Origin of the sequence: Microbacterium sp. LS_15 (assembly GCF_041954735.1) — a bacterium.
GTDB lineage: Bacteria > Actinomycetota > Actinomycetes > Actinomycetales > Microbacteriaceae > Microbacterium.
The window spans coordinates 592079-614164 of the sequence record NZ_JAVAYD010000001.1; the positions used below are offsets into that span (position 1 = coordinate 592079).

General features: G+C 68.4%; 21 protein-coding genes. 5 read left to right on the forward strand and 16 right to left on the reverse strand.

Annotated elements, in window-relative coordinates; genetic code table 11:
• Window positions 1-57 precede the first annotated feature (57 nt).
• The 15 genes from RAC69_RS02895 to lepA all read right to left on the reverse strand — a co-directional run bounded on the left by RAC69_RS02895 (window position 58) and on the right by lepA (window position 14022).
• Complete coding sequence (locus RAC69_RS02895) at window positions 58-1014, reverse strand: zinc-binding alcohol dehydrogenase family protein (protein WP_375084974.1); 957 nt, start codon at window positions 1012-1014, stop codon at window positions 58-60.
• Window positions 1015-1060: 46 nt separating this feature from the next.
• Complete coding sequence (locus RAC69_RS02900; protein WP_375084976.1) at window positions 1061-2047, reverse strand: hypothetical protein; 987 nt, start codon at window positions 2045-2047, stop codon at window positions 1061-1063.
• On the reverse strand, window positions 2040-2564 hold the full coding sequence (locus tag RAC69_RS02905; RefSeq protein WP_375084977.1) for an RNA polymerase sigma factor: 525 nt from the start codon (window positions 2562-2564) through the stop codon (window positions 2040-2042). Before RAC69_RS02905 ends, RAC69_RS02900 begins: the two co-directional genes overlap by 8 nt.
• A gap of 51 nt (window positions 2565-2615) precedes the next feature.
• Complete coding sequence (era, locus tag RAC69_RS02910; protein WP_375084979.1) at window positions 2616-3512, reverse strand: GTPase Era; 897 nt, start codon at window positions 3510-3512, stop codon at window positions 2616-2618.
• Window positions 3505-4800 (reverse strand): hemolysin family protein, encoded by a 1296-nt coding sequence (locus tag RAC69_RS02915; protein WP_375084981.1) that lies wholly within the window; start codon window positions 4798-4800, stop codon window positions 3505-3507. Before RAC69_RS02915 ends, era begins: the two co-directional genes overlap by 8 nt.
• A complete protein-coding gene (gene ybeY, locus RAC69_RS02920; RefSeq protein ID WP_096715539.1) occupies window positions 4797-5255 on the reverse strand; it encodes an rRNA maturation RNase YbeY in 459 nt (152 codons plus the stop codon). The genes RAC69_RS02915 and ybeY overlap by 4 nt, the downstream gene beginning before the upstream one ends.
• 16 nt (window positions 5256-5271) lie before the next feature.
• Window positions 5272-6297 (reverse strand): PhoH family protein, encoded by a 1026-nt coding sequence (locus RAC69_RS02925; protein ID WP_375085302.1) that lies wholly within the window; start codon window positions 6295-6297, stop codon window positions 5272-5274.
• Between the two features lie 58 nt (window positions 6298-6355).
• The gene (locus RAC69_RS02930; RefSeq protein WP_375084982.1) at window positions 6356-6703 is read right to left on the reverse strand and encodes an HIT domain-containing protein; all 348 of its coding nucleotides are present in this window, start codon (window positions 6701-6703) and stop codon (window positions 6356-6358) included.
• A 44-nt stretch (window positions 6704-6747) separates the two neighbouring features.
• Window positions 6748-7476: a 16S rRNA (uracil(1498)-N(3))-methyltransferase gene (locus RAC69_RS02935; RefSeq protein ID WP_375084984.1), complete on the reverse strand. Its 729-nt coding sequence runs from the start codon at window positions 7474-7476 to the stop codon at window positions 6748-6750.
• 13 nt (window positions 7477-7489) lie between these two features.
• The gene (gene dnaJ, locus RAC69_RS02940) at window positions 7490-8605 is read right to left on the reverse strand and encodes a molecular chaperone DnaJ (protein ID WP_375084986.1); all 1116 of its coding nucleotides are present in this window, start codon (window positions 8603-8605) and stop codon (window positions 7490-7492) included.
• A 35-nt stretch (window positions 8606-8640) separates the two neighbouring features.
• Window positions 8641-9672 carry a heat-inducible transcriptional repressor HrcA gene (hrcA, locus tag RAC69_RS02945; RefSeq protein ID WP_341934207.1) on the reverse strand — a complete coding sequence of 344 codons (1032 nt, stop codon included), beginning with the start codon at window positions 9670-9672 and terminating at the stop codon, window positions 8641-8643.
• Window positions 9673-9789: 117 nt separating this feature from the next.
• The gene (gene hemW, locus RAC69_RS02950) at window positions 9790-11007 is read right to left on the reverse strand and encodes a radical SAM family heme chaperone HemW (RefSeq protein ID WP_375084989.1); all 1218 of its coding nucleotides are present in this window, start codon (window positions 11005-11007) and stop codon (window positions 9790-9792) included.
• Window positions 11007-11657: a DUF1990 family protein gene (locus RAC69_RS02955; protein WP_375084991.1), complete on the reverse strand. Its 651-nt coding sequence runs from the start codon at window positions 11655-11657 to the stop codon at window positions 11007-11009. Before RAC69_RS02955 ends, hemW begins: the two co-directional genes overlap by 1 nt.
• Window positions 11658-11667: 10 nt before the next feature.
• Window positions 11668-12168 carry a DUF1990 family protein gene (locus RAC69_RS02960; protein ID WP_375084992.1) on the reverse strand — a complete coding sequence of 167 codons (501 nt, stop codon included), beginning with the start codon at window positions 12166-12168 and terminating at the stop codon, window positions 11668-11670.
• The gene (gene lepA / locus RAC69_RS02965) at window positions 12169-14022 is read right to left on the reverse strand and encodes a translation elongation factor 4 (RefSeq protein ID WP_375084993.1); all 1854 of its coding nucleotides are present in this window, start codon (window positions 14020-14022) and stop codon (window positions 12169-12171) included. It abuts the gene before it with no gap.
• A gap of 238 nt (window positions 14023-14260) precedes the next feature.
• On the opposite strand from lepA, the gene RAC69_RS02970 reads away from it, so the two are divergent.
• The 5 genes from RAC69_RS02970 (at window position 14261) to RAC69_RS02990 (ending at window position 20798) form a co-directional block, all read left to right on the forward strand.
• On the forward strand, window positions 14261-15244 hold the full coding sequence (locus RAC69_RS02970) for an ABC transporter permease (RefSeq protein WP_375084995.1): 984 nt from the start codon (window positions 14261-14263) through the stop codon (window positions 15242-15244).
• A gap of 1 nt (window position 15245) precedes the next feature.
• Entirely contained in the window at window positions 15246-16178 is a 933-nt protein-coding gene (locus tag RAC69_RS02975) for an ABC transporter permease (protein WP_375084996.1), read from the forward strand.
• Entirely contained in the window at window positions 16175-18121 is a 1947-nt protein-coding gene (locus RAC69_RS02980; protein WP_375084998.1) for a dipeptide ABC transporter ATP-binding protein, read from the forward strand. Before RAC69_RS02975 ends, RAC69_RS02980 begins: the two co-directional genes overlap by 4 nt.
• 141 nt (window positions 18122-18262) lie before the next feature.
• Window positions 18263-19975, forward strand: a complete 1713-nt coding sequence (locus RAC69_RS02985; RefSeq protein WP_375085000.1) for an ABC transporter family substrate-binding protein — start codon at window positions 18263-18265, stop codon at window positions 19973-19975.
• A 67-nt stretch (window positions 19976-20042) separates the two neighbouring features.
• Window positions 20043-20798 (forward strand): alpha/beta fold hydrolase, encoded by a 756-nt coding sequence (locus RAC69_RS02990; protein WP_375085001.1) that lies wholly within the window; start codon window positions 20043-20045, stop codon window positions 20796-20798.
• Here RAC69_RS02990 and RAC69_RS02995 read toward each other — a convergent pair.
• The gene (locus RAC69_RS02995) at window positions 20716-21984 is read right to left on the reverse strand and encodes a nitrate/nitrite transporter (RefSeq protein WP_375085002.1); all 1269 of its coding nucleotides are present in this window, start codon (window positions 21982-21984) and stop codon (window positions 20716-20718) included. The two genes, RAC69_RS02990 and RAC69_RS02995, sit on opposite strands and share 83 nt — an antisense overlap.
• Window positions 21985-22086 lie beyond the last annotated feature (102 nt).

Sequence of the window (22086 nt, forward strand, 5' to 3'; positions counted from 1 at the left end):
AGGGCACCGCCGCCGGTTCGACCGGGTGCTGCGGCGGGATGTCGTACCCGCACCCGCTCAGGGGATGAGCGCGAGCTTCCCTCCCGGGTGCCCGCCCGCGAGGAACTCCAGTGCTGCCGGTGCCTCCGCGAGGGGGAAGGTCTTCGCGACGGGCACGACGAGGTCGCCGCTCTGGGCGAGAGCGATGAGATCCGGACGCACCTCGTCGCGGAACCGGGCGCTCTCGGGCATCGAGCCGGCGATCGCGATAATCCCCTCGTCCTCCGCGCGTCCGAACGCGGCGATGGTCACGATGCGTCGGCGATCGCGGACGAGGTCGAGCGAGACGTCGACGGCCTCGTCCGTGCCCACCGCGTCGAGGGCCGCAGCGACCATGCCGTCCGCGAGATCACGCACGCGATCACCGAGTCCAGGGCCGTATTCGACCGGCAGTCCCCCGAACTCCCGCACCACGTCGGCCCGCGCCGCACTCGCCGTGCCGATCACCCGGACTCCGCGGAGCGCAGCCTGCTGCAGCACGCTCACACCGACGGCGCCGGACGCGCCGTGCAGCAGCACGGTCTCACCCGGTGCGACACCCGTCACCCAGAGCATCTCGGCCGCCGTCGTCCCCGCGAGCAGCAGATTCGCGGCCTCCGCGTGGCTGAGCGTCGTGGGCTTGATGAAGGCCTTCTCGGCGGGGATGGTGACGGTCTCGGCGTAACCGCCGCGCACGCGGAAGGCGACGATCTCGTCCCCGACCCGCGCCTCACCTGACCCGATGCGCGTGTTCTGCCCGATGGCGACGATCTCGCCCGAGATCTCGTAGCCGATCGGCACCGGGAACTCCACACCTTCTCGCGGGACGGCGATGTGCTTCGCATCGGCGGGGTTCACTCCGGCCGCACGCACGCGGACCGTGATCTCGCCCTCCTGCGGGTCCGGGACAGCCTCCTCCACGAAGTCCCACGTCGACGGCTCACCGGGGCCCGGAGCGACCCAGTGGCGGGCGCGGAGCGTGGTGTCTTCAGGCATCGGATCCTCCGTGGTTCTCAGTCAGGCGGATGGTCGGCCGGGTGCCTCACCGCACGAGGCTCTCGTCGACGTCCCACATCGTGTACGACATGATGACACCCGCCGGCAGGACGTCCTGTTCGACGAGGTTGGTGCGTTCCACTCCGACGACGCGGCCCGTGTCGAGCGAGAGCAGCACGATCTCGCTGACGGACCTGTCGGGGGCGACGACGCGAAGTCCGGCGACGGGGCGCCCGAGACGATCCTCCGTCGTTCCCAGCGCGGTCACGCCGTCGGCCGAGGCGAGGATGTCGAGCACCTGGGATTCCTGCGCATCCGTGAGCGTCCACTGCCCGAGAAGGCTGGTCATCGCCGTCACGACATCGGTTCCCGACGGTTCCTCCGGCATGCCGAGGGCGGTCAGGACACGCACCACCTCGGCTCGACTGTCGCCGAAGACCTCGGGGACGGGTGTCGCGAACTGGCCCGGTTCGATTGGGATCTCGTAGGCGACCTCACCGGTGCTGCTGACCTCGGCCGAGAGATTGGCCGCCGCATCGTCGGGGTCGTACGGGACGCCGTTGACGATCGTGGTGAGCCCTGACTGATCGGGATTCCACTGTATGACCGCGAACTGCGGCACGACCTCCGTCTCGCCCGTGCCCATGTCGATGTTGAGGCCCCAGGACGCCGTCCGCACCGTGCGGACCGGCACTGTCGGGCCGGAGAGCGCGGCGTCGGCGAGAGCGGCCTGGGCGTCGTCGATCGTCGCGGCGAGGGACTCGGCATCCGAGAAGTCGAGAGGCTGCGGGCCGACTGCCTCAGCCTCGCTCTGCGGCATGAGGACGCTCACGGCCACGACGACCGCAGCGGTCGCGACGGCGATCCCGGACGCCACCGTGAGGGTGAGACGACGCGCGCGACGCGGAGCCGCGGTGTCGCGCATGATGCGGTCGCGCAGCCGCAGCGCGGCGGCATCGGGCGCGGCGTCGCGGGGCGTACGAGCGGGATCGGCGGCCATCAGCAGGCGATCGAGAACGTCGTGATCAGTCATCATCCCCCGCCCGCTTCTCTCGTTCGAGCTCGGAGCGCATCCTGTCGCGCGCACGACCCAGGATCCTGCGAACACGCGACCGCGGCATCCGCAGCATCTGCGCGATCTCCCCCACCCCGAGACCATCCCAATATGTCAGCATGATGATACGCCGCTCACGGCCGGAGAGGGCCGCCAGAGCAGACAGCACCCGTGCCCGTTGCGTGAGGTCGGGGTCTCGATCGTCCGCCGCGAAACCCCGGTGCACGGTCTCGAGCGCTCGGCGACGCACGATCGTGCGACCCGACCGCCCCCGCAGCACCCGATCGGCGGCCCGCAACAGCCAGATCCCGTCCATCGGCTTGGCGGGATTCAGCCGCGTCCACGCCAGGAGAAACACCTCGGACACGATCTCCGTGACCTCGGAATCGTGCTCGACAGCACCCTCGACATGGTGTCTGACGCGAGCCCAGTTCGCGTCGAACACCGCAGTGAACGCGTCGTTCCTCCGGATCTCGCGCTCAGCGGCGCGACTCATCCCCTGTGTCCTGAGGGCATGATGAGCCGCTCGGACAGCAAGCGGCCCATCTCAGAATCCGAGGCGTCCGAGCTGCTTCGGATCCCGCTGCCATTCCTTCGCGACCTTGACGTGCAGGCCGAGGAAGACCCGCGTGCCGAGGAGCTCCTCGATACCCGCGCGGGCCCGGGCGCCGACGTCGCGCAGACGCGACCCCTTACGACCGATGATGATGGCCTTCTGACTGTCGCGCTCGACCACGATCGACGCGTGGACGTCGGTGAGGTCGCTGTCCTCGCGGGGCGCCACATCGTCGATCACGACCGCGATGGAGTGGGGCAGCTCGTCACGCACGCCCTCCAGCGCAGCCTCGCGGATGATCTCCGCGAGGCGGTCCTCGTCGGACTCGTCGGTCGTGATGTCGTCCGGGTAGAGCGCCGGCCCCTTCGGCATGAGCGACAGGATCTCGTCGGAAAGCACGTCGAGCTGATCACGTGTGAGCGCTGAGAGCGGGATGACGGCGTGCCAGTCCTCGCGAAGGGCGTCTGCCTCCATGAGCCGCTCGGTGATCTCGTCGCGGGAGGCCGCATCGGTCTTCGTGACGATCGCGATCTTCTTCGCCCGCGGGTAGCCGTCGAGCGACGCGGCGATGCGGCGATCGCCGGGGCCGACCTTCTCGGTGGCGGGGACGCAGAACCCGATCACGTCGACATCGCCCAGCACCTGCTCGACCAGGTCGTTGAGCCGCTCGCCCAGCAGGGTGCGCGGCTTGTGGATGCCGGGGGTGTCGACGATCACCAGCTGCCCGTCCGGCCGGTTGACGATACCGCGGATCGCCCGCCGCGTGGTCTGCGGCTTCTCGCTCGTGATGGCGATCTTCTCGCCGACGAGGGCGTTGGTGAGCGTCGACTTGCCGACGTTCGGCCGCCCGACGAACGTGACGAACCCGCTCCGCGTCTTGTCACTCATCGATTCGCTCCCCCTCAGGATCTGATGTCTCCGCGGTCGGCGCGGCCCTCTCGACGAAGACCGTCGCGATGCCCCGCCCGCGTCCTCGCGAGGCGCCCCCCGTCAGCACGAGTCCGTCGACCGTGGCGGTCGCGCCGGGCTGCGGGACCTGTCCCAGCGTCTTGCCGAGCAGACCGCCGATGGAATCCACGTCCTCGTCCTCGAGCTCGAGGCCGAAGAGGTCGCCCACGTCCTCCAGCGAGAGCCGGGAGCTCACGCGGTACCGGCCTTCGCCGAGGTCGACGACCTCCGCCGACACCTGATCGTATTCGTCAGAGATCTCACCGACGAGTTCCTCGATCAGGTCCTCGAGGGTGATGAGCCCCGAGATCCCGCCGTGCTCGTCGATCACGAGGCAGACGTGCACGGCATCCCGCTTCATCTGCTGCAGCAGGGTCTCGGCGCGCATCGACTCGGGGACGAAGGTCGCCGGGCGCGAGATGGGACGGATGGATGCCGCGCGCCAGGCGTTCTCGTCGCGATAGGCGAACTGGACGAGGTCCTTGAGGTACAGCACGCCGACGACGTCGTCGGCCTCGTCGTCGACCACCGGCATCCGCGATACCCCGCGCTGCAGGAACAGGTTCATCGCCTCGTCGGTGGTGGCCGTGGCGTCGACAGTGACCATCTCGGTGCGCGGGACCATGACGGCGCGCACGAACTGGTCGGTGAAGTCGAAGACCGAGTGGATGAGGTCGCGATCGTCCGCCTCGATGAGGTCGTTCGAGGCGGCCTCGTCGACCATGCTGAGCAGCTGCTCCTCCGAGGTGAACGAGCTCCGCCCGCGCCCCGGTGTGACGCGGTTGCCGAGAACCACGAGTCCGTGCGCGAGCGGTCCGAGGATGATGCGCAGACCGCGCACGACCGGGGCGTTGGCGCGCAGCATGCCCTCCGCGTGCTGGCGCCCGAACGAGCGGGGGCTGGCGCCGACGAGCACGAACGTGATCCCGGTCATCAGCACGGCGGCCGCGAGCATGGCGAGCCAGTTGTTCTCGATGAGGATCGTGAACGCGACGGTGACGAGCACCGCGGCCGTCACCTCGGCGAGCACGCGGATGAACGCAACGGAGTTGACGTGCGCGTCGGGGTCGGCGGCAATGCGCGCGAGCTGCTTCGTGTTGCGCCCCTCGGCGGCCATCTCCTCGAGATCTGTGCGCGACGTGACGCCGAAGGCGGCGTCGATCGCGGCCATCAGACCGCCGAAGGCGACGAGCAGGACCGCGCCGGCGAGCAGGAGAGCTGCGGTCATCGTCGGCGTTCGGCGGCGGCGAAGCTCTGGATGAGCTCCTTCTGCAGGCCAAACATCTCACGCTCCTCGTCGGGCTCGGCGTGATCGAAGCCGAGCAGGTGCAGCAGGCCGTGCGTGGTGAGCAGGATGAGCTCGTCCATCAGTGAGTGACCGGCGGCCTGCGCCTGGGTCTCGGCGACCTGAGGGCACAGCACGATGTCGCCGAGCAGACCGGGGGCCGTCGGTCGATCCTCGGTGCCGGGTCGCAGCTCGTCCATCGGGAAGCTGAGCACATCGGTCGGACCGGGCTCGTCCATCCACTGCACGTGCAGCGCCTCCATGGCGCCCTCGTCGACGAGGACGATCGCGACCTCCGCGTCCGGACTGACGTGCAGCTGCGCGAGGTTGTGGTCGGTGAGGCGCTGCAGCACCGTCTCGTCGACGTCGATCGCCGACTCGTTGTTGATCTCGATCATGCCTGTGCTCGTTTCATCAGGGGAGGCCTCGTTTCGGCATCCGATCACGGGGTCCGGGGCGCTGGGCCCCGCGGCGCTCCGCGCGGTTGGCGAACTCCGCCGCCTGCTCGCGCTCGTGCCGCTGCGCCGTGCGGCGCTCGTCGTACTCGCTGTATGCGTCGACGATGCGGCCGACGAGCGAGTGGCGCACGACGTCGTCGCTCGTGAGCCGCGCGAAGTGGATGTCGTCGATGCCGTCGAGAACACGCGTGACCAGCCGGAGACCGGAAGCCCCCTGGGGCAGGTCGACCTGGGTGATGTCGCCCGTCACGACCATGCGCGTGCCGAAGCCGAGCCGAGTGAGGAACATCTTCATCTGCTCCGGCGTCGTGTTCTGGGCCTCGTCGAGCACCACGAACGAATCATTGAGGGTGCGTCCGCGCATGTAGGCGAGCGGCGCGACCTCGATCGTGCCCGTCGCCATGAGACGAGGGACGATCTCGGGATCCATCATCTCGTTGAGCGCGTCGTACAGCGGACGCAGGTACGGATCGATCTTGTCGGTCAGCGTGCCGGGAAGGAAGCCGAGCCGCTCCCCCGCCTCGACGGCGGGACGCGTCAGGATGATGCGCGTGACCTCTTTGCGCTGCAGCGCCTGCACGGCCTTCGCCATCGCGAGGTAGGTCTTTCCTGTTCCGGCCGGGCCGATGCCGAACACGATGGTGTTCTCGTCGATCGCGTCGACGTACTCCTTCTGGCCGAGCGTCTTGGGGCGGATGACCTTGCCGCGTGTCGACAGGATCGCCTCTCCGAGGACCTCGCTCGGTCGCGGGCCCCCGTCGACCCGCAGCATGCGCGCGGAGCTCTCCACGTCGCCGGGAGCGAGATCGTGCCCCGCCTTGGTCATGGTCATCAACTCCTCGACGAGGTTCTTCGCGCCGGCCACGGCATCCGGAGCACCGGTCAGGGTGATCTCGTTGCCGCGCACGAGGACCTGCACGTCGCGGTGCTCCTTCTCGAGCATGCGGAGCAGACGGTCCTGCGGACCGAGCAGCTGCACCATGGCGACGCCGTCGGCGTAGATCCGCTCGGTGACGGTGCGGTCGGTGGTGTTGTCGTCGTCAGAAGCCAACGAGCTTGTTCTCCTCGATGTTGCCGAGCACATGGGCGTGCACGTGGAAGACGGATTGGGCGGCGCTCGCGCCGTTGTTGAAGATCAGGCGGTACTCGCCGTTCGCGTGCTCGTCGGCGAGCTGCTTCGCCGCGGCGACCATCTCGGCGAGGAGCACTGGGTCGCCGGCGGCCAGTTCGGTGACGTCGCGATACTCCTCGGTCTTGGGGATGACGAGGAGGTGCAGCGGCGCCTGCGGGTCGATGTCGCGGATCGCGAAGACCCGCCCGGTGTCGAGCAGGATCTCACCAGGGATGTCGCCGTTGAGGATGCGCGTGAAGATCGAGGGCTCGGACATACTGCCAGTCTACTGACCGGGGCCGACGTGCGGCCGGAGGACGATCACCACCGACCGAGGGCAACCGACAGCACGGCGATCGCCGCGGGGCCGGCGGTCGACGTGCGCAGCACCGTGTCGCCGAGCAGCGCGCGCTCCGCGCCGGCCGCCTCGAGCGTGGCGATCTCGTCACCGGAGATGCCGCCCTCCGGTCCCACGACGAGCACGAGGTCGCGGCCGTCCGGCTCCAGCGCCGAGAGACGCGTCGGGGCGGTCGGGTCGAGCAGCACCACCCGCTGGGTTGCCGCGCGGCGGGCGAGGTCCTCGGTGGTCTCGGGCGGCACGACCTCGGGCACCCACGCGCGATGCGCCTGCTTCGCGGCCTCGCGCACGATCGTCGCCCAGCGCTCCCGACCCTTCACCGCCTTCGGTCCTTCCCAGCGCGACACGCTGCGCCCGGCCTGCCACGGGACGATCTCGTCGACCCCCAGCTCGCACGCCGCCTGCACGGCGAGCTCGTCGCGGTCGCCTTTCGCGAGGGCCTGCACGAGCACGAGCCTGGGGCTCGGGGCTTCGGTCACCCGACGCGCGCTCACGCGCACCTCGACCAGGGACGGCGACACCTGCTCGGCCTCCCCCGTGAGCCATACTCCGCGACCGTCGCCGACCGTCACCTGCTCGCCGACCCGCAGTCTCCGGACCACGGCCGCGTGCTTGGCCTCTGCGCCGGTGAGCGCCACGAGGTCGCCGACCGCGGCATCCGACGAGGATTCGACGAGGAAGTGCAGTGCCATCGCGTTCTCCCGGTCAGTGCGAGCGGAAGCGGTCGCGCAGCTTCGAGAAGAGTCCCTGCTGGAACTGGGCGAGCTGCGGAGCCGGCGCCTTGGTCTTCTTGGCGAAGTCCTCGATGAGCGCGCGCTGCGCCGAGTCGATCTTCGTCGGAGTCAGCACCTGCACGCCGACGCGGAGGTCTCCGCGCTGGCTGCCGCGCAGCGGCGTGATACCCCGCCCCTTGATCGTCAGGACATCGCCCGACTGCACGCCGGGACGGATCTCGAGGTCGACCGCGCCGTCCAGACCCTGGATCGTCGTCTCGGCACCGAGGATGGCGTCGGTCATCGCCACCTCGAGCGTGGCGAGCAGGTCGTCTCCGTCGCGGCTGAAGGCCGGATGCGGGTTCACCGTCACCTCGACGTAAAGGTCGCCGTTCGGGCCGCCGGCCTTGCCGACCTCGCCCGAACCGGGGAGCTGCAGGCGCAGACCCGTCTCGACACCCGCCGGGATGTCGAGAGACACGGTGCGGCGGGAGCGCACGCGCCCCTGGCCGCCGCAGGTGCCGCACGGGTACGGGATGGTCGTGCCGTATCCCTCGCAGGTTCCGCACGGCTGCGAGGTCACGACGTTGCCCAGCAGGCTGCGCACCTGGCGCTGCACGTGGCCGGTGCCGCCGCAGATGTCGCACGTGACGGGCGAGGTGCCCTCCTGGCAGCACGATCCCTTGCAGGTCTCGCAGAGCACGGCCGTGTCGACCTCGATGTCGCGGTGGGCCCCGAACACGACGTCGCCGAGATCGAGCGTCACCCGCACGAGCGCGTCCTGGCCCCGTTCTCGGCGGGAGCGAGGACGGGCGCCTCGTCCACCGCCCTGCGCCGCGCCGAAGAACGTCTCAAAGATGTCGCCGAAACCGCCGAAGCCCCCGAAGTTGCCCGCGGCGCCGTCACCTCCGCCCATGTCGTACCGACGACGTGACTCGTCATCGCTGAGCACGTCGTAGGCGTGCGTGACGAGTTTGAACTTCTCCGCCGCCTCCTCACCCGGGTTCACGTCCGGGTGCAGCTGGCGCGCGAGGCGCCGGTACGCCTTCTTGATCTCGTCGGTCGATGCGTCGCGCGAGACGCCGAGTACCTCGTAGTGGTCCGCCACAATGGCCCTTCTGCGTGTTGTCCTGGTCGTCCGCGTCAGCGGGCGGCCTCGTCCTCGTCGAGCAGTCGCGACAGGTAGCGGGCGACCGCCCGCGCTGCCGCGAGATTGCTCGGATAGTCCATGCGCGTCGGCCCCATCACGCCGACGCGAGCGGTGCCGCTGCGCGCCGCGTAGTTGCTCGCGACGATCGAGGCCTCGTCGAGGCCGAACGACGCGTTCTCGGTGCCGATGCTCGCGGAGAGTCCCTGCGCATCCGCTTCCATCTCGCTCATCAGACGGATGAGCGTCACCTGCTCCTCGATCGCCTCCAGGAGAGGATGGATGCTGCCGCGGAAGTCCTGTTCCCGCCTCGCGAGCGTCGCGGCGCCGGCCATCACGAGCCGCTCCTGCCGGAACGTGCCCAGCTCCTCGACGATCACTGTCGCGAGGGCGCGGAGCACGGCATCCTTCGCGTGCTCCTCACCGGCGAGCAGCCCTTGCAGTCGCTCTGCGGCATCGCTGACCGCGCGCCCCGTCAGGAGCGCCGACAGCCGCGCCCGCAGAAGGGCCATGTCGGATTCGTCGACGTCGGCCGGCAGCAGGGCGATGCGCTGCGAGACGCCGCCCGCATCCGTGACGAGCACCACGAGGAGCCGGTTCGGCGCCAGGCCGACGAGCTCGATGTGCGTGAGCTGGGCCCGCGCGAACGAGGGGTACTGCGCCAGGGCCACCTGACCCGTGAGCTGCGTGAGCACCCGCACGGTGCGGGCCATCAGGTCGTCGAGGTCGGCGGGGTCGGTCAGGAACGACTCGATCGCGGTGCGCTGTGCACCCGAGAGAGGACGCAGCTGCGCGAGGTGGTCGACGAAGACGCGGTAGCCCTTGTCGGTCGGGACGCGACCGGAGGAGGTGTGCGGCGCCGCGATGAGCTCCTCGTCTTCGAGCAGAGCCATGTCGTTGCGGATCGTGGCGGCCGAGACGCCGAACGAGTAGCGGTCGACGATGGATCGGCTGCCGACCGGCTCGTGCGTCTCGACATAGTCCTGGACAATCGCACGGAGAACCTGCAGGCCTCTTTCACTGACCATCGCGACTCCCCTCGTCTGGCACTCACCGGTTACGAGTGCCAATTCTACTCGCCGTGCGCCTCCGCGCGCTGAACCGAGCCGCGATGAACGGATCGCGATGGTCGTCGACGACCCGGATCAGTCGGTGAGCTCACGCACGACGGCGTCGGCGAGCAGTCGTCCTCGGAGCGTGAGCTGCACACGGCCGCGCACGGCCGCGACGGGATCGACGAGTCCGTCCGCGATGAGGCCGGCGACGCGCGCACGCTTGTCGGCATGCAGCTCGTCCACGGCGATGCCCTCGCGGATGCGGCTGAGCAGCAGGACGCGCTCCAGCATCCTCGACCTCGCGTCGGGGCGCTCGGTTCCCGCCGCCGGGGACTCGGAGGCCGCGAGTCGCTGAGCGTACGCCGCGGGGTGCTTCACGTTCCACCACCGAAGGCCGGCGACGTGGCTGTGGGCTCCGGGACCGAAGCCCCACCAGTCACTCCCCCGCCAGTAGGCGAGGTTGTGCCGAGATCGCTGCTCGGGGGTCCGCGCCCAGTTGCTCACCTCGTACCAGTCGAAGCCGGCCTCGACGAGGCGCCGGTCGGCGAGCTCGTACATGTCGGCCTGCAGGTCGTCGTCGGGCATCGGGACCTCGCCGCGGCGGATCTGCCGCGCGAGCTTCGTGCCGTCCTCGATGATCAGCGCGTAGGCCGAGATGTGGTCGGACTCGAGTTCGAGCGCGGCATCGAGAGAGGCCTCCCAGTCGCCGAGCGACTCCCCCGGGGCACCGTAGATCAGGTCGACGCTCACCGCGAGCCCGGCGTCCTTTGCCGCCGCCACCGCGGTGCGCACGTTCGCGGGTCGGTGGGTGCGGTCGAGAGCGGCGAGCACGTGCGGCACGGCCGACTGCATCCCGACAGAGAGCCTCGTCACCCCGGCCTCCGCGAGCGTGCGCGCGACCTCGGGGGTGACGGTGTCGGGATTCGCCTCGACGGTCACCTCGGCACCGTCGGCGAGTCCGAAGGCGGAGGTCGCTGCCCCGAGCATGCGCGCCAGATCTCCGGCGGGGAGCAGGGTGGGCGTTCCGCCGCCGAAGAAGACGGTGTCCATCGGCCGCAGCGCGTCGGCGTCGGACAGCACGCGCTGCGCGAGCGCGATCTCGCCGATCAGCGTCGAGGCGTAGTCCTCCTGCCTGGCACCGCGCAGTTCGCTGGACGTGTAGGTGTTGAAGTCGCAGTAGCCGCACCGCACGCTGCAGAACGGGATGTGGAGGTACGCCGAGAAGGGCACGGCAGTGTCGATCGGCAGGTCGGCGGGAAGGCGTCCGTCAGCGGGGGCGGGATCTCCGAGGGGAAGGGGACCGGCCATCAGACGGGGGTCGCGTACAGCGGCGAGATGGCCCGCAGGTAGCGGGCGAACAGCTCGCGGCGGCGCCGCTTCACGAGCGCCGGGACCAGGCGGTAGAGCAGCGAGTTCGGCGCGTCGAACGCGCGGACGGTGAACCACACCTCGTCGTCGTCACGCCAGTCGATGTCGAACGACTCCTCGCCGCGCACGACCGAGCCGCCGACCGTGCCGAGCACGAAGCCGATGCGGCGCTTCTCCTCGGTGACCGAGATGACGCGCAGTTCCGCGTCGGCGTGCATGTTCGCCACGCGTCCGCGCAGGCGCAGGGTCATGCCAGGACCGACGAAGGGCGTGCCCTCCGCGTCGAACCGCTGCTCGACCTCGTTCTTGCTCGGAGCGATCGGAGTGCCCTCGGCGTCGAAGCTGACACCCGCGTACGCCGGCCCCGGGGCAGGTCGCACGTCTTCGATGCTGAGTCCGGACGCGCGCTGCGCCGTCCACGACAGGAGCGCCTCACCGGCTGTCTGGAACCGTTCCTCACCGCTGCCGATGCGCCACGAGTTCTCGGCGGGGATGCTGCGCTCCGGCGGATACTGCATCAGATCGGGCGCATGGGTCGCACCCACAGCCGCATAGTCAACCGTGTCGTCTCGGAAAGTCCCGCGCCGCATGCCGACCAGCCTACCCGGGGTCGCCTGGACGGTGCCTCCGGGCTTCGTGGATCGCTGTCTCGACGGTGCGGATGTAGCGGTCGAACACGGAGCGCTGCATGACTCGCAGCGCCGGCGTCAGCATCCACCAGAACGGGGTGGACGGCCGCGAGACCGACCGCGCGGTGAAGACCCCGCCGTCGAGGACGAAGGACTCCTCGCCGTAGATCGGGTGGCCGGGCCTCGTCTCGTACCCGAACCCGTGCGCGTCGGCCCAGACGACCCGGATCGGCTCGGCGAAGCGGACGCCGAGCACGCGCTTCGCGAGGGTTCCCTCGCTCCCGGCCCGCGGCTCCTCCACGGGAGTGTCGAACCCCGCCCGCCGCTTGAACTCCCATGACGTGATGAGTGCGGCGACGGCATCCCTCGCGTATTCGGGAACGGGGACTGACCGCTCGGCACCGCGCAGTCCGCGAGGCACATCGCCGAGCGGATGCCTGGTGAGACCGCGCTCGTACCGCGGCAGCGCCACCTACTTCTTGTCCTTGCCCTCGACGTCGCCGGAGAGCGCGGCGATGAACGCCTCCTGCGGAACCTCGACACGGCCCACCATCTTCATGCGCTTCTTGCCCTCCTTCTGCTTCTCGAGGAGCTTGCGCTTCCGGCTGATGTCACCGCCGTAGCACTTGGCGAGCACGTCCTTCCGGAGCGCGCGGATGGTCTCGCGGGCGATGATCCGCGCACCGATCGCCGCCTGGATCGGCACCTCGAAGTTCTGCCGAGGGATGAGCTTCCGCAGGCGCTCTGTCATGAGCGTGCCGTAGGCGTAGGCCTTGTCGCGGTGCACGATCGAGCTGAAGGCGTCGACCTTGTCGCCCTGCAGGAGGATGTCGACCTTCACGAGGTCGGCCTCCTGCTGCCCCGCCGGCTCGTAGTCGAGCGATGCGTAGCCCTGAGTCTTCGACTTCAACTGGTCGAAGAAGTCGAAGACGATCTCACCGAGCGGCATGGTGTACCGCAGCTCGACGCGCTCCTCCGAGAAGTACTCCATCCCGAGGAGCGTGCCTCGGCGTGACTGGCACAGCTCCATGACGGTGCCGACGTAGTCCTTCGGGAGCAGGATGGCCGTGTTGACCATGGGCTCGGACACCGAGCCGATGCGCCCGTCGGGGTACTCGCTGGGGTTCGTGACCGTGACGGTCTCCCCCGTGTCCGACGTCAGCACCTCGTAGATCACGCTCGGCGCCGTCGTGATGAGGTCGAGCCCGAACTCCCGGGCGAGCCGCTCGGTGATGATCTCGAGGTGCAGCAGGCCGAGGAAGCCGCAGCGGAAGCCGAAGCCCAGCGCGACCGATGTCTCGGGCTCGTACTGCAGAGAGGCGTCGGAGAGCTTCAGCTTGTCGAGCGCCTCGCGGAGCTCCGCATAGTCGCTGCCGTCGATCGGGTAGATGCCCGAGAACACCATCGGCTTGGGATCGGTGTACCCGGCGAGGGCCTCGGATGCCGGCCTGCGGGCGTTCGTGATCGTGTCGCCGACCTTGGACTGGCGCACGTCCTTCACACCGGTGATGAGGTAGCCCACCTCTCCGACGCCCAGTCCCTTGGTGGGGGTGGGCTCGGGGCTCGACACACCGACCTCGAGCGCCTCGTGGTTCGCGCCCGTCGACATCATCTGGATACGCTCGCGCGGCGAGAGGCTGCCGTCGACCATGCGCACGTAGGTGACGACGCCGCGGTAGGCGTCGTAGACGGAGTCGAAGATCATCGCGCGTGCCGGCGCCTCGGCGTCGCCGACGGGCGCCGGGATCTCCTGGACCAGACGGTCGAGCAGGTCCTCGACTCCCACGCCGGTCTTGCCCGACACGCGAAGCACGTCCTCGGGCTTGCCTCCGATGAGCGACGCGAGCTCCTTGGCGTACTTGTCGGGATCAGCCGCCGGAAGGTCGATCTTGTTCAGCACGGGGATGATGTGCAGGTCGTTCTCGAGAGCCAGGTAGAGGTTCGCGAGCGTCTGGGCCTCGATGCCCTGAGCCGCGTCGACGAGCAGGATCGCGCCCTCGCAGGCCGCCAGCGAGCGAGAGACCTCGTAGGTGAAATCGACGTGCCCTGGCGTGTCGATCATGTTGAGGGCGAAGGTCTGACCGTCGAGCTCCCACGGCATCCGCACCGCCTGGCTCTTGATGGTGATGCCGCGCTCGCGCTCGATGTCCATCCGGTCGAGGTACTGTGCCCGCATGTCGCGGTCGGAGACCACTCCGGTGATCTGGAGCATGCGGTCGGCGAGGGTCGACTTGCCGTGGTCGATGTGCGCGATGATGCAGAAGTTGCGGATCTGCGTCGCAGGCGTCGCGGCAGGCTGAAGCGGTGAGAGGGCGCGTGGTGACATGTCCTGACGATTCTACGGTGACGCGCTGTCGATGCTCGATTCGCCGGATCCGATGATATTCTGCCGAGGTTGCCCGGGAGCCGACCCTGAAACCGGATTCCGTGAGTGACGAGACTCCGTCACACTCGAGTGCAGGTGTCGTGTCGCGCAGATCGGCAGATGGTGATTGACTGTCCTCCGGCTCAGCGTTGCGTCGGCAGATCCCGCGCGCGTCTGTAAAAGAGAAAGAATCAACACCTTGATCAAGTATCTCGTGCGCCGCTCACTCGGCTGGCTGCTGATGATCGTGGTTGCGACCAACGTCACCTATTTCCTCGCGTGGTCGTTCCTCGATCCGCGGAGCAATTACGTCGGTCGCCGCCCTCCCCTCTCCCCCGAGGAAGTGACGCGGATGCTCGAGCCCCTCGGGCTCAGCGACACCGTGCCCCTCGTCCAGCGCTGGTGGGACTGGTTCACCGGGATCATCCTGCGATGGGACTGGGGTCAGAGCCCGGTCGGCCAGTCGGTCAACGACCAGATCGCGTACCGCATGTGGATCTCCGGTGAGCTCGTGATCGGCGCGACCATCCTCGGAGCGGTCCTGGGAATCGCGCTGGGCGTCTACACCGCATCGCGTCAGTACAAGGTCGCGGACCGCATCGGTCAGGCCACCTCGATCGTCACCATGAACATCCCGATCGTGGTCGCGGCGCTCGGCATCGTGCTGCTCGCCATCTCGTTCAACGAGGCCCTAGGCGTGCGGGTCTTCTACGTGACCGGCGCCGGCGGCAAGGACGTGGACGGGTTCTTCCCCTACATCATCGACAAGCTGCAGCACCTGACACTGCCGACCATCGCGCTCGTGATCACCGGCTACGCCAACTACCACCTGCTGCAGCGGTCACTGCTGCTCGACAACATCAAGGCCGACTACGTGCGGACCGCCAGGGCTAAGGGGCTCACGAAGCAGCAGGCGATCCGGAAGCACGCGCTGCGCCCGTCGCTGATCCCCGTCGCGACGCAGCTGGCGTTCACCATCCCGACCGTGTTCACGGGTGCGATCCTGACCGAGACGATCTTCGGTTGGAACGGGATGGGCAAGTACTTCGTCGACACCATCGGCAAGAACGACGTCCACGGCGTCGTGGCGATCGCCGCGTTCGGCGCCGTCCTCACGGCCATCGGCGCCATCCTCGCCGACATAGCCGTCGTCGTTCTCGACCCGAGAGTGAGAGTGAGCTGACATGAGCACCGAAATGATCGACCCCACTCTCCACACCGCTGAGGCCGAGACCCCGGCACCCGAGGTCGTGCAGCGCAAGCGCATGTCGGTGTTCGGGCTGTACTACCGGCGCTTCATGCGCAACAAGCCGGCCGTCTTCGGCGTCTTCATCTTCATCGCGCTGGTACTCTTCTCGATCATCGGCCCGCTGGTCGCGCGATACGACCACATCTTCCTGGACTTCCTCAATCTCGGCACCCCGCCGTCTGGCGAGCACTGGTTCGGGACCACTCCGGCTGGTAACGACCTCTTCACGCAGGTCTCGATCGGCCTGCAGCGCTCGCTCATGATCGCTGTGACCGTCTCGGTGGGAACGACCGCGATCTCCGCGATCGTCGGAACAGCCGCGGCCTACTTCGGCGGATTCGTCGAGCGGACGACCCTGCTGATCATCCACTTCCTCATGGTCATCCCGACCTTCCTCATCCTCGCGCTCGTCTCGAACAGCGCCGGCGGGGATTGGCGGGTCATCTCCCTCGCCCTGATCTTCATCGGCTGGTTCTTCCAGGCTCGTGTCATCTGGACGATGGCCCTCTCGCTCCGCGAGCGCGAGTACGTCCACGCAGCGCGATACATGGGGGTGCGCGGGATGAAGATCGTCCTCCGTCACCTGCTGCCCAACATCGGATCGCTGCTGGTGATCAACTTCACCCTCGGCGTCGTCGCGGCGGTGATCACGGAGACGGGTCTCTCGTTCATCGGCTTCGGCGTGAAGATCCCCGACGTGTCGTTGGGATCGCTCATCGGAAGCGGTGCCAACACGATCACGAGCGCCCCGTGGGTGTTCTACTTCCCCGCGGCTGCGCTCACCCTGCTGACCGTCTCCATGGCGCTCGTCGCCGACGGCCTGCGCGACGCGCTCGATCCCACTTCTGCGGCGGGAGGCCGCGCATGAGCACCACCATCTCCCCCACCACCGTCCTCTCCGTCCGCGATCTGCGCGTCAGCTTCCCGTCGGAAGCGGGCCGGGTCGACGCCGTGCGCGGCGTCTCCTTCGATCTCGAGGCCGGCAAGACCCTCGGCATCGTCGGCGAGTCCGGCTCCGGCAAGTCGGTCACCTCGCTCGCGATCATGGGGCTCCTCGACGACAACGCGAAGGTCACCGGATCGATCGTGTTCGACGGCCAGGAGCTCCTGGGCAAGACCGACAAGCAGATGTCGGTGATCCGCGGCAACGGCATGACGATGGTCTTCCAAGATCCGCTCACCTCGCTCACTCCCGTGTTCACGATCGGCGATCAACTCGTCGAAGCCCTGACCGTGCACCGCAACCTCTCGAAGCGCGAGTCCTGGGAGCGGTCGGTCGAGTTGCTCTCGCTCGTCGGGATCCCCGAGCCCGAGAAGCGCATGAAGTCCTTCCCTCACGAGTTCTCGGGCGGAATGCGTCAGCGCGTGGTCATCGCCATCGCGATGGCGAACAACCCGAAGCTCATCATCTGCGACGAGCCGACGACCGCGCTCGACGTGACGATCCAGGCCCAGATCCTCGATCTCATCGAGAAGGCTCAGGACGAGACGGGCGCGGCCGTCATCATGATCACCCACGACATGGGTGTCGTCGCACGGACCGCCGACGACGTCATCGTGATGTACGCCGGCAAGCCGGTCGAGCATGCCGAAGCGCGTGAGCTCTTCCACCGGACACGGATGCCCTACTCGATCGGCCTGCTCGGCGCGATCCCGCGCGTGGACAAGTCGGAGAAGCAGCCGCTGGTGCCGATCAAGGGCAACCCGCCCCTGCTCATCGACCTGCCGGACGCCTGCCCGTTCGCCGACCGCTGCCCGATCGTCATGGACGCGTGCCGGGCCAGCGAGCCCGAACTCCTCCCGGTCTCGACCGGGACCGACGCAGCGCACAGCGCGGCGTGCATCCGGTCCGGCGAGATCGAGGACGGGGGCATGCTCGGCGGCCTGCCCGTCTACCCCGTGCACGAGGTCCCGGAGAGCGCGCTGACCCGCACTCCGCGCGAGCAGCGCCCTGTGACGCTCGAGGTCAAGAACATGACCAAGTCGTTCCCCCTGCTCAAGGGCGCCGTGTTCAAGCGCAAGGTCGGCGAGGTGCACGCGGTCAAGGGCATCAGCTTCGACGTGCGCGAGGGCGAGACGATGGCGATCGTCGGTGAGTCCGGCTCGGGCAAGACGACGACCCTGCTGCAGATCATGGACTTCGCGAAGCAGGACGAGGGCGACATCGTCATCGCCGGCACCAGCGTCGGCGACATCCGCAACGGCCGCCAGGAGCGCGCGCTCCGCCGCGACATCCAGATCGTGTTCCAGGACCCCATGGGAGCACTGGACCCGCGCATGACCGTGAGCGACATCATCGCCGAGCCGATGATCGCGATCGGTGTCTCGCGCGCGGACGCCCAGCGTCGCGTGCAGGAGCTGATGGACCTCGTCGGGCTCAACCCGGCGCACCTCGATCGGTTCCCCGGCGCGTTCTCGGGCGGTCAGCGTCAGCGCATCGGAATCGCCAGGGCGCTGTCGACCAACCCGAAGATCGTCGTGCTCGACGAGCCGGTGTCGGCACTGGACGTGTCGATCCAGGCGGGTGTGATCAACCTGCTGGACGAGCTGAAGGTCAAGCTCGGACTCTCGTACCTCTTCGTGGCGCACGACCTCTCGGTGGTCCGTCACATCGCCGATCGCGTGGCGGTCATGTACCTCGGCGAGTTCGTCGAGCACGGCGATGTCGACGACGTGTTCGACAACCCGCAGCACCCCTACACGAAGGCTCTGCTGTCGGCGATCCCCGTCCCGGACCCCGACATCGAGCGCGGCCGACAGCGCATCGTGTTCGACCCGAGCTCGCTCGCGAATCAGCCCGTCGCCTCCTGACCGGGCCGGGGACTGCGTACACCGACACCGCCGGTTAAGGTCCGATAACGGTATGGCGATATCGGTCCACAACCGGGGTGTTCTGGACCTCAGCGAACTAACCTCCCCCTTATGGAAACGCCGAAAGGCGAAAGGAGCACCATGAAAGGCACCACGAAGCTGACGGGCGTCATCGCCCTCAGCGGCGCCCTCGCACTCGTGATCAGCGGATGTGCGGCGGGCAACGGCAACAGCGGAACCGACGGAGGCAACGAGCCTCAGGAGACGAAGGCCGCGGACTACAACCCGCAGCCCCGCGAGAACCTGCAGGAAGGGGGCGAGGTCCACTTCGGCATCAACGAGGTCACCCCGCAGATGAACCCCTTCAACGGCAACGGAAGCGCCGACACGCAGCGTCTCAGCTCCTGGTACAACCCCCAGGTGTTCCTGATGGACCCCGAAGGGAACGTCTCGGCCAACCCCGCCTACCTCGACGAGTGGGACATCAGCGAGAAGGACGGCAAGACCGTCATCACGATGAAGGTCAACGAGAAGGCCGTCTACAACGACGGGACCCCGATCGACTACCGGGCCTTCGAGACCACGTGGAAGGCCAACAGCGGCGAGGACGAGGCCTATGAGGCCAGCTCCACCGACGGCTACAAGGAGATCGAGTCGGTCACGAAGGGCGAGACCGAGAAGGACGTCATCGTCACGTTCAAGGGCGAGTTCGCCTGGCCGAAGATGCCGTTCCTCAACGGCATCCTCAACCCGAACGTGAACTCGGCCGAGGTCTTCAACACCGCGTACATCGAGAACCCGCACCCCGAGTGGGGCGCCGGTCCGTACAAGCTGACCGACTACGACGTGAACGGCCAGACCGTCACGTTCGAGCCGAACGAGAAGTGGTGGGGCAACGCTCCCCTCCTCGACAAGGTGACCTTCACCGGCCTCGACGCAGCCGCATCGATCAACGCCTTCAAGAACGGCGAGATCGACATGGTCGGCACGAACACCAAGGACCGCCTGGCCCAGGTCGCCGACATGGAGGACGTCGTCACCTACCGCTCGCAGCAGACCGCCAAGACGATCGTGATCGTCGACGCTGAGAAGCCGCAGCTGCAGGACCCGAAGGTCCGCGAGGCGTTCTTCATGGCGATCGACATCGACCAGCAGAAGCAGATCGCGTGGAACGGCCTCGGCTACGAAGAGGCCAAGGCCGGCTCGCTGAACCTGTACGACTTCCAGGACGGCTACGCCGACTCGTTCGGCGAGGCGGGCCTGAAGTTCGACGTCGACGGCGCCAAGAAGCTCCTCGACGAAGCAGGCTGGACCGAGGGCGAAGACGGCATCCGCGAGAAGGACGGCGAGAAGCTCTCTATCGTCTTCCCGGTGCACAGCGACGACCCCACGCAGGAGGCGCTCGCGAAGGCGCTGCAGCAGCAGCAGAAGGCCGTGGGCATCGACCTGCAGATCGAGAAGCGTGCACCCGCTGACTTCTCGACCGACTTCAGCACGAAGAACTGGGATGCGTTCTCCCTGCGCTTCACGGACTCCGACCCGTTCGGTCCGCTGTACTTCTGCCAGCTCTACTGCTCGGACAGCAGCCTGAACCTCTCCGGTACCGGTACGCCCGAGATCGACGAGAAGATCAAGGACCAGGTCGAGTCGCAGACCACCGCCGAGGACTGGACCGCCGCCACGATGAAGCTCGAGCCCGAGATCATCAAGGAGACCTGGGGCGTCATCCCGCTCTACAACGGTCCCTCGATCTACACGGTCAAGAAGGGCCTCGCCAACCTCACACCGGAGCCCTACGTGGGTCTGGACCTCTTCGGAGTCCAGCCGGTCGAGAACGTCGGCTGGGAGAAGTAAGCAGTTCCTGACTGCATGAGCGGGGCCGGTGGGTATCCACCGGCCCCGCTTTCTCTATGCTGAGACGGTGACCGTGCAGATCGTTCTCGTGCACGGCATCCGCACGTCCGCGACCATGTGGCGCTCGCAGCTCGCGTATCTCAACGAAGCCGGCATCCCCGCGGTCGCGGTGGATCTGCCCGGCCATGGCACCCGGATGGCGGAGGACTTCACTCTGCACGAGGCGCTGCACACGATCGACGCGGCTGTGCGCGATGCCGCCTCACGCGGACCGGTGCTACTCGTCGGCCATTCGATGGGCGGTCTGCTCTGCCTCGCCTACGTCGGCGGTGCGGAGAAGCCGCCGGTGGCCGCGCTGGTCGCGGCATCCTGCACAGCGCTCCCCCGGGGTGCGGGACTGCGCGCGTACCGGATGATCGCTCGCGCCGTCGATCGACTGCCCGACCGGGGCATGTGGATCACCCAGCGCATCCTCGACGCCACGATCCCCGTCGACACGCGCGCCGACTTCGCCGCCGGGGGGTACGCCCTCGACACGCAGGACATCGCGCTGAGCAATCTCGCAGCCCTCGACCTGGCCACCGCGGTCCAGCGGATCCGCGTTCCGCTGTGGTTCGTCAACGGCCAGTACGACCAGCTGCGCGTCAACGAAGCCCTCTTCCAGCGGTTGGCTCCGCACGCCGAGCTCATCGTGGTCCCCCGCACGACGCACCTCGTGACCGCGATGCGTCCCCGGGTGTTCAACGCGGTGCTGCGTCTGGCGATCGCGACGGTCGACGCCGAGCAGTCCGACTCGACTGCGGACGACGCGCTCGAGCCGTGAGCACACCTCCCGCCAGGGAGAACACCGCCGCGGCGGTGAAGACGAGCCAGAATCCGCCGACCAGAGCGACGAGCCCCGCCCCGAGCACCGGTCCGATCAGCTGTCCGAGCGCGGCGGTGACCGTGACGATGCCGAGATCGCGGGCGTGGTCCTTCTCGTCGGGCAGCAGGTCGGCGGCGAACGCGAGGCCGACGGTCGAGAACGCCCCGTATCCGACGCCCATGAGTGCCGCAGCCACCATCGTCGCCTCGAACGTGGGGACGATGGCGATCACGACGCCGGACGTCGCCTGCACGAGCGTCGCGGCGACGGTGAGCGTGCGGCGGTTCCCGGTGCGGTCGGAAAGGATGCCGGTGACCACCGCCGCGAGCACGACGAACACCGTGTAGACGACGATGAGCAGAAGCAGGTTGTCCTGGGCGGTCGCCGTGTCCTGGTGCAGACTGTGGAGAAGGAAGAAGAGGAAAAGGGCGGTGCCGAGCGCGTTCCCGACGTTGGTGACGAGCCGGCCAGACAGCATCCAGGTGAAATCACGGTCGCGGAGCGAGGAGAGCAGCGGCCCCCGCCGTTGCACCGCCACCACCCGAGCCGCTGCCGGCGGGTCAGGGAGCAGCACCGCAGCAGCCGAACCCGCGACGGCGATGATCGCCGCCAACAGCAGATATCCGTCGCGGACGCCGAGCCCCAGGAGCACGACCACCCCGACGCCCAGGACGATACCCACCGCCTGACTGGACCCGACGGCGGCGGATGCCGTGCCCCGCTGCGTCTCGGGAAGCTGGTCGGCGATCAGCGCGGTGAAGGCGGCCGAGGCGACCGCGATGCCTACCGAGACGCCCACCCACGACAGACCGACGGCCCAGGGCCCCTCGGCGAAGCCGGTGACCACGAGGGCTGCTGCGGTCAGCAGCGCTCCCCCGAGGGCCCACGGTCGACGCCGGCGACGTCCGGCACCGGCGCGGTCGGAGAGCGCCCCGGCGACCGGACCCGCGACGATGCCCGCCAGACCGCCGAGCCCCAGGACGAATCCCGACGAGACGACCCCGCGTATCCAGTCGTCCTCGGGCGTATCGAGCTGCAGCGGCAGCAGGAGCTGCACCGGAGTGAGCTGCACCATCCAGATCGCCAGCCAGGCGACGGTGAACAGACTGATCCAGCGGGCTCCGATCCGCGCGCGGTCGCTCATGCGTCGCCTCGCTCGCCGATCGCGCGGATGCCGGAGGTCGGTGCCATGTTCATATCGCTCCTGACGGCGTCGTCGAGCACGGGGGTCCGGCGTGATGCCGGT

Coding starts and splice junctions, on each gene's coding strand:
- RAC69_RS02955 (WP_375084991.1), bottom strand. CDS start 11,657: ATGCGGCGCGGGACTTTCCGAGACGACACGGTTGACTATGCGGCTGTG.
- RAC69_RS02995 (WP_375085002.1), bottom strand. CDS start 21,984: ATGAGCGACCGCGCGCGGATCGGAGCCCGCTGGATCAGTCTGTTCACC.
- RAC69_RS02980 (WP_375084998.1), top strand. CDS start 16,175: ATGAGCACCACCATCTCCCCCACCACCGTCCTCTCCGTCCGCGATCTG.
- RAC69_RS02975 (WP_375084996.1), top strand. CDS start 15,246: ATGAGCACCGAAATGATCGACCCCACTCTCCACACCGCTGAGGCCGAG.
- hemW (WP_375084989.1), bottom strand. CDS start 11,007: ATGGCCGGTCCCCTTCCCCTCGGAGATCCCGCCCCCGCTGACGGACGC.
- RAC69_RS02985 (WP_375085000.1), top strand. CDS start 18,263: ATGAAAGGCACCACGAAGCTGACGGGCGTCATCGCCCTCAGCGGCGCC.
- RAC69_RS02935 (WP_375084984.1), bottom strand. CDS start 7,476: ATGGCACTGCACTTCCTCGTCGAATCCTCGTCGGATGCCGCGGTCGGC.
- RAC69_RS02900 (WP_375084976.1), bottom strand. CDS start 2,047: ATGACTGATCACGACGTTCTCGATCGCCTGCTGATGGCCGCCGATCCC.
- era (WP_375084979.1), bottom strand. CDS start 3,512: ATGAGTGACAAGACGCGGAGCGGGTTCGTCACGTTCGTCGGGCGGCCG.
- lepA (WP_375084993.1), bottom strand. CDS start 14,022: ATGTCACCACGCGCCCTCTCACCGCTTCAGCCTGCCGCGACGCCTGCG.
- hrcA (WP_341934207.1), bottom strand. CDS start 9,672: ATGGTCAGTGAAAGAGGCCTGCAGGTTCTCCGTGCGATTGTCCAGGAC.
- RAC69_RS02930 (WP_375084982.1), bottom strand. CDS start 6,703: ATGTCCGAGCCCTCGATCTTCACGCGCATCCTCAACGGCGACATCCCT.
- RAC69_RS02925 (WP_375085302.1), bottom strand. CDS start 6,297: ATGGTGCAGCTGCTCGGTCCGCAGGACCGTCTGCTCCGCATGCTCGAG.
- RAC69_RS02905 (WP_375084977.1), bottom strand. CDS start 2,564: ATGAGTCGCGCCGCTGAGCGCGAGATCCGGAGGAACGACGCGTTCACT.
- RAC69_RS02895 (WP_375084974.1), bottom strand. CDS start 1,014: ATGCCTGAAGACACCACGCTCCGCGCCCGCCACTGGGTCGCTCCGGGC.
- RAC69_RS02915 (WP_375084981.1), bottom strand. CDS start 4,800: ATGACCGCAGCTCTCCTGCTCGCCGGCGCGGTCCTGCTCGTCGCCTTC.
- ybeY (WP_096715539.1), bottom strand. CDS start 5,255: ATGATCGAGATCAACAACGAGTCGGCGATCGACGTCGACGAGACGGTG.